5 protein-coding genes are annotated in these 6,771 nt (G+C 66.0%); 1 reads left to right on the forward strand and 4 read right to left on the reverse strand.

The genetic code is table 11. From position 1 onward, the window contains the following. The first annotated feature begins 2 nt into the window (after window positions 1–2). A complete protein-coding gene (gene pbpC, locus EBS11_RS24305; RefSeq protein ID WP_290607316.1) occupies window positions 3–2,144 on the forward strand; it encodes a penicillin-binding protein 1C in 2,142 nt (713 codons plus the stop codon). Here pbpC and EBS11_RS24310 read toward each other — a convergent pair whose 3' ends face one another. The 4 genes from EBS11_RS24310 to EBS11_RS24325 form a co-directional block, all read right to left on the reverse strand. Continuing rightward, complete coding sequence (locus EBS11_RS24310) at window positions 2,145–2,825, reverse strand: hypothetical protein (protein ID WP_290607318.1); 681 nt, start codon at window positions 2,823–2,825, stop codon at window positions 2,145–2,147. It abuts the gene before it with no gap. Between the two features lie 76 nt (window positions 2,826–2,901). Then, window positions 2,902–3,249, reverse strand: a complete 348-nt coding sequence (locus EBS11_RS24315; protein WP_290607320.1) for a hypothetical protein — start codon at window positions 3,247–3,249, stop codon at window positions 2,902–2,904. 103 nt (window positions 3,250–3,352) lie between these two features. Beyond that, window positions 3,353–4,699 carry a sigma-54 dependent transcriptional regulator gene (locus EBS11_RS24320; protein WP_290607321.1) on the reverse strand — a complete coding sequence of 449 codons (1,347 nt, stop codon included), beginning with the start codon at window positions 4,697–4,699 and terminating at the stop codon, window positions 3,353–3,355. Beyond that, the gene (locus EBS11_RS24325) at window positions 4,686–6,593 is read right to left on the reverse strand and encodes an ATP-binding protein (protein ID WP_290607323.1); all 1,908 of its coding nucleotides are present in this window, start codon (window positions 6,591–6,593) and stop codon (window positions 4,686–4,688) included. The genes EBS11_RS24320 and EBS11_RS24325 overlap by 14 nt, the downstream gene beginning before the upstream one ends. Between the last annotated feature and the right edge of the window lie 178 nt (window positions 6,594–6,771).

Consider the following 6,771-nt stretch of genomic DNA (forward strand, 5'->3'; position numbering starts at 1 on the left):
TCATGTGCGGCGCGCTGGCGTGCAACCTTGCGCTGGCGCAAGCGGTGCTGACGCCGGCCCAGGTGCAGGCCGCCAACCGCAGCTCGGAAGCGCAGTTGCTGGACCGCAGCGGCGCGCCCCTGCAATCCTTGCGCGTGGACATGCAGGCACGGCGCCTGCCGTGGGTGGCGCTGGCCGACATCTCGCCCGCCGTGCAGCAGGCCGTGCTGCTGGCGGAAGACCAGCGCTTCATGCGCCACGGCGGCGTGGACATGTCCGCGCTGGCCACGGCTGCCTGGGACAACCTGTTTTCCAAGAAAGCCCGGGGCGCGTCGACCATCACCATGCAGCTGGCGGGCCAGCTGGACGGGGACTTGCAGGCTCAGGCGGGCGGACGCAGCCTGCGCCAGAAGTGGGACCAGATGCGCGCGGCGCAAGCCATCGAAGACAGCTGGAGCAAGGCGCAGATTTTCGAGGCCTACCTGAACCTCGTGTCGTTTCGCGGCGAGCTGCAGGGCATCGCCGCCGCTTCGTACAGCCTGTTCGGCAAGGCGCCGTCGGGCCTGAACCAGACGGATGGCATCATCCTGGCCAGCCTCGTGCGGGCGCCGAACGCGCCGCCGGCCGCCGTCACGCGGCGCGCCTGCGCGCTGGCGAAGGAGTGGCGCATGGATAGCAGCTGCCAGCTGATCGGCCAGCGCGTGCAGACGGCCCTGCAGCGCACGGCCCTGTACGCGGACCTGGCGCCCGCGCCGCAAGTGGCGCAGCAGCTGCTGAAACAGCCGGGCGCGCAGGTCGCCAGCACCCTCGATGGGGCACTGCAGCGTTTCGCGCAGGACAATCTGCGCCAGCAGCTGGCGTCCTTGCGCGAACGCAATGTCAACGATGGCGCCATCATCGTGCTGGATAACCGCAGCGGCGAGATCCTCGCCTATGTGGGCAATGCGGGCGGCAGCCACGTCGATGGCGTGACGGCCCCGCGCCAGGCCGGCTCCACCTTGAAGCCGTTTTTGTATGAACTGGCCATCGAACGCCGCCTGATGACGGCCGCCTCCGTCATGGACGACTCGCCGCTGGACGTCGCCACGGCGTCCGGCATGTATGCGCCGCAAAACTACGACCGCAATTTCAAGGGCTACGTCAGCGCCCGCACCAGCCTGGCCAGTTCCCTCAACATTCCCGCCGTGCGCACGGTGCTGCTGACGGGCCAGGACGGCTTCTATAACCGTTTGAAGGACGTGGGCCTGTCCAGCCTGACGGAACCGGCCGAATACTACGGCCCTTCGCTGGCCCTGGGGTCCTCGGAAGTGACCCTGCTGGAACTGGCCAATGCCTACCGGGCGCTGGCCAATGGCGGGCTGTACAGCACGGCCAGCCTGCAGCCGGGCCAGGCGGGCAGGGACAAACGCCGTGTCATGGAGCCGGGCGCCGCCTTCATCGTGGGCGATATCCTCGCCGACCGCGCCGCGCGCAGCATGACGTTTGGTTTACGCAACGAACTGGGAACGAATTTCTGGAGCGCCGTCAAGACGGGCACGAGCAAGGACATGCGCGACAACTGGTGCATGGGCTACTCGGCGCGCTACACGGTGGGCGTGTGGGTGGGCAATTTCGATGGCAAGCCCATGTGGGACGTGTCGGGCGTGACGGGCGCCGCGCCCGTGTGGCGCGACGTCATGGATTACCTGCACAAGAACGTGCCCAGCCACGCGCCGAAGGCGCCGCCCGGCGTGCTGCAGCAGATGGTGGCCTACCAGCCCGCCCTGGAAGCGCCGCGCCGCGAATGGTTTATTGCCGGCACGGAAAGCGCCGTCATCGCCGTCGTGGGCGACACCGTGAAGCCAGCCGCCATCGTGTATCCGGCCGAGGACAGCATCCTCGCCATCGATCCCGACATCCCGCCCGCCCTGCAGCGCGTGTTCTTCCAGGCCCAGGGCAGCCACGCCTTGCGCTGGGTGCTCGACGGCAAGGATCTGGGCGGGGCAAGCGAGAGCATCAGCTGGCGCCCCGTGCCGGGCAGGCACGCGCTGGCCCTCGTCGACGATGCGGGCAGGACGGTGGCGCAGGTGGCGTTCCAGGTGCGGGGGAATGCCTTGGCGCGGCTGAATCAGGCGGAGCGATTGCCGCCCTCAGCCACCTTCGAGGGCAGTATTGTCAAAAAGTAGTTACGGCGCGCTGAGGATGTTCGTCAAGGCAATGCGGTAGGCCGGCTGCACGTCGCCGTCCCGGTCCAGCTTGTCCATCATGATCACGCCGAAACCCTGCGCGTACCAGACATACTCGCCGCTTTTCCCCTTGCTTTTGCCGCCCACGTCGCGCAGTTCGAACTTGCAGACGTCGGGGAAGCGGCGGCCGCCCAATTCCAGGCGCTCCCAGCCCAGGAAGGTGATGGAGAAATCGCGTTTGTCCGTGCGCGTCGAGGTGGTGATCTTGTCGGACAGGCCCGCCAGCGGGTAGTGGGTATCCGTTCGCGTGTCCGTGAACTGCACGCGCACTTCCTGGCCGGGGCGCATGCTGGCGGGGATGGCCGATTGCGGCGTGTAGACGTTCTTGCTGCGCACGGTGCCGTCTTCGTTGTAGTGGATCGCGCCCGTCAGGAAGACCTGGCCGTCGCGGATGTCCTGGTAGGAGGTGGCCAGCAGCACGCCGCCGTCGAGGATGAGCTGCGTGCCCTTCTGTTTCTTGCCCTCGAAGGTTTCCTCGACGTTGACTTGCGCGTCGCCATTGTTCTTGCTGAACTTGACGCCCGTCGCCAGCTCCATGCACTCGCCCACCGTGGGGGCTGCCTGCGCACTGGCTGCCGCGAATACGCTGGCCGCCACCATTCCACACCATGCTGCTTTCATTGTCATCCTGGCTATCTTGAAAAGGCGTGATGATAGCGTGCCGTGGAGCAATGTGGCGCAGCGCTGGCGGCAGGACTTAGCGGGCTGGCGCGACGGGCGTCGCGGGCGGCGCGGCGGCGGGGACGCTGGCGGCCGGGGTGTCCGGCGCGGCCACGGGCTTGCCGCTATATGGCTTGTCCACGTCATCCGCCGTGGGCTTGCCGCGCCGCGTGCGCTTGTCCGTGCGCGCCTTGGCGGGCTTGGCGTCGTGCACCAGCTTGCCTTTGTTGTCCAGTTTGTCGGACTGGTCCGATTGCTGGCCCCGGTCATTGGGATTGTTGGTGTGGTTGCCCGTCTGGTTGACATTCGTCGTCGACTGGGCTTGTACCCAGGCGCCGCCGACGGTCATCAGGGTGGCGGCCAGCAAGAGAGCGGCGGTTTTCATGGCGGTATCCTGTGCAAAATGAGGTTGAGCCTGCATTCTCACACAGGCGCCCGCCCGCACGGGTAGGACGCCGCCCCATGGCCGTGTCGGCCATTTGCTCAGCTTATCGGAACTGCTCCGTCGAGATATCGAAGCGCTTGAGCTTGTCGTACAGGGTCTTCTTCGGGATGCTCAGGGCGGCGGCCGCGTCGATGACGTTGCCGTTGTGGCGGCGCAGGGCTTCCTCGATGATGGAAATTTCGAAGGTGTCGACCTGTTCCGCCAGGGATGCTTCGCGGCAGCCGGCCGGGCTGAGGGTGTCGTCGAGCAGGCCCAGCACGAAGCGGTCGGCCACATTGTGCAGTTCGCGCACATTGCCGGCCCAGCGCTGCGCCATCAGTGAGGCGACCAGTTCGCCGCTGACGAGGGCGGCCGGCTGGCCGTAGCGCAGTGCCGCCTGCAGCACGAAGAACTCGAACAGCAAAGGGATATCCTCGCGCCGGTTGCGCAGCGCGGGCAAGGTGAGGCTGGCCACGTTCAGGCGGTAGTACAGGTCGGGACGGAACTTGCCCTGTTCCGCCAGGACATTCAAATCTTCCTTGGCGGCGGCGATGACGCGGAAATTGACGGAAATCAATTTATTCGAACCGAGGCGCTCCACCTGCCGCTCCTGCAGCACGCGCAGCAGTTTTACCTGCAGGGCCAGCGGCATGCTTTCGATTTCGTCGAGGAACAGGGTGCCGCCGTTGGCGTATTCGATCTTGCCGATACGCTGGCGCTGCGCGCCCGTGAATGCCCCTTCCTCGTGGCCGAACAGTTCCGACTCGAAGATCGATTCGGGCAGGGCGCCGCAGTTGATGGCCACGAAAGGATGGTCGCGCCGCTCGCTGAAGTCGTGCAGGCAGCGGGCGATCAGTTCTTTTCCCGTCCCCGTTTCGCCGAGGATGATGATGTCGGCGGACTTGGGCGCCAGGTTCAGCACCAGCTGGCGCACCTTGGCCATGGCTGCGCTGCGCCCCACGATGCGCGCCTCGATGCCGACCCGCTGCTCGAGCTGGCGGCGCAAATTCATGTTTTCCAGCACCAGATGGCGTTTGTCCAGGGCGCGGCGGCACACTTCCACCAGCAGGTCGGCAGAAAACGGTTTTTCGATGAAATCGTAGGCGCCGCGGCGCATGGCGCCCACGGCCATCGACACGTCGCCGTGGCCCGTGACGAGGATGACGGGCAGGCTGGCATCCTGCGCCACGGCGATATCGAGCAGTTTCAAGCCATCCATGCCGGGCAGCTTGATATCGCTCAATAAAATGCCCGCAAATTCGGGTACCAGGTAGGGCAGCGCTTCCTCGGCCGTGGCGACGGCCGTCACTTGCAGGCCTGCCAGTTCCAGCGATTGCCGGGCGCCCTTGCGCACGACGGCATCGTCTTCCACCAGCAGCACTTGCATGCCTTCAAAATTATTCTCGTGCATCGGGTATGTCCCCAGTCTCTGTATTCTTGTCCCCCGGGTCGCAGCTCAGGGTGATGGTAAATTGCGCGCCGCCCCCTTCCGCGGCGCTGCGGTTGCGCACGGCCAAGGCGCTGCCGGCGGCCCGCAGTATGCCTGCACTGATCGACAAACCCAAGCCCAGTCCGTGTTCCTTGGTGGTATAGAAGGGGTCGAAGATCTTGTCCAGCGAAGCGAGCGGGATGCCGGGGCCATTATCCGTGATATGCACGATGGCCAGCGTGCCTTCGCGGCGGGCCTGGAACCAGATGTGCACGTCCTGGCCTTCCGGCACGGCATCCATGGCGTTGGTGATCAGGTTGGTGAATACCTGTTCCAGGCCGATGGCGTTGCACAGCACGATGATGTCGTCGCCGGACCAGCTTTCATGCAGGGTCAGGCGCTGGGAATTCTTGCGCGTGCGGATTTGCAGCATGGTTTGCGCGAAGGCCTGGCGCACGCTGACGGGCTTGCGCGCATCGTCGCTGCGCCGCGCAAAGCCTTTCAGTTGCGACGTGACGTAGCCGAGGCGCTTGACGAGGTCGGAAATGGTCGACAGGTTGTCCAGCGCATCGTCGATGCGCCCGCGCGCCAGGAAGACCTTGGCATTGTCGGAAAACGTCTGCAGGGCGGCCAGCGGCTGGTTCAGCTCGTGCGTGACGCCCGCCGCCATCTGGCCGATGGCCGCCAGCTTGCCGCTTTGCACCAGTTCCGCCTGGGCGTAGCGCAGGGTCTGCTCGGCCCGCTCGCGCTCGGCCACTTCCGCCTGCAGGCGGCCATTCGCGTGCACGAGGTCGGCCGTGCGCTGCTCGACCTTGATTTCCAGCTGTTCATAGGCGCGCGCCAGGGTCTGCTGCGCGTTGAGCCGGTCGGCGATGCGGCGCCGGCGCTGGCGCGCATACATCAGGGCCAGCAGCAGCAGGGCCCAGCCCAGCGCGGCGGCCATGGCCGCGTTGCGGGCCGCCCCGTTGACCTGGTCCAGTTCGGCCAGGACCGTGATCTGCCATGCCAGGGGACCGAGGGCGCGGTGCACGGCCAGGTAGTCGGCGCTGCCGGACAGGGCCGGCGACTCGCCCGTCTGCGGCCGTTCCAGTGTCATCACGCTGGCGCCATCGGCGAACTGGCGCCGCACCTTGTGCGGCAGGATGGGCAGGTTTTCTTGCAGGAACTGGCGCTGTGCGCTGATGTCGCTCTTCGCTTCCGGCGCCAGGGGCGCCAGGGTCTTGAACTTGAAGGCCTGGGTGGTGGCCAGGATGATCACGCCATTCGCATCCTTGACCCAGATCTGCTCGCCCGCGCCCGGCGTGCGCCACGATTGCTCGATCCAGTCCAGGTTGACCTTGGCGGCGACGATGCCGAGGATGCGCCCGTCGCGCTGCACGGGCTGGGAAATGAAGTAGCCCGCCTCGAAGGTGGAGGCGCCGATGCCATAGAAGCGGCCGATGCCGCCCGCGATGGCATTCTTGAAATAGGGACGGAAACCGTAGTTGACGCCCACGTAGGAGCTGCGGTCCTGCCAGTTGCTCGAGGCCAGGGTGGTGCCCTTGTCGTCGAGCACGTAGACGGCAAAGGCGCCCGCGCGGCGGTTGATGTCGATCAGATAGGCATTGATCTGCGCGACCTTGTCGGGCGTGGGCTGTTCCAGCAGCTGCGCCACGGCATCGCTCTGGGCCACGGCCAGGGGCAGGAATTCATATTTGTTGAGGGCGCCGCCGATGGAGGCCGCATACAGTTCCGCGCGCGAATCGAGCGTGCGGTGCAGTTCATCGAGCTGGCGCTGCTGGACCCAGGCATACGACGCCCACGCCAGCGCGAGCAGCGAACCCACGGCCAGCAGGGGGCCGAGCGCGGGTCTCAGGGGCCATTTGCCGAATGCCATGGTGCTCCGTGTGTCGGGTTGAGCTTGCGTGTGCCGCAAAGAAGGAATGGTAGTGTACGGCGGGATTCACCCGAATGGGTGAATCCTGATTTACGACTGACATGCAAAGTTGCAGTGTCTGACAAAACCGAAGCTGAAACCCGCAAGTCGAGGACTGGGGTCGGACCTTAAGGTCCGA

This window comes from Janthinobacterium sp., from assembly GCF_009923995.1.
Classification (GTDB): domain Bacteria; phylum Pseudomonadota; class Gammaproteobacteria; order Burkholderiales; family Burkholderiaceae_D; genus Janthinobacterium.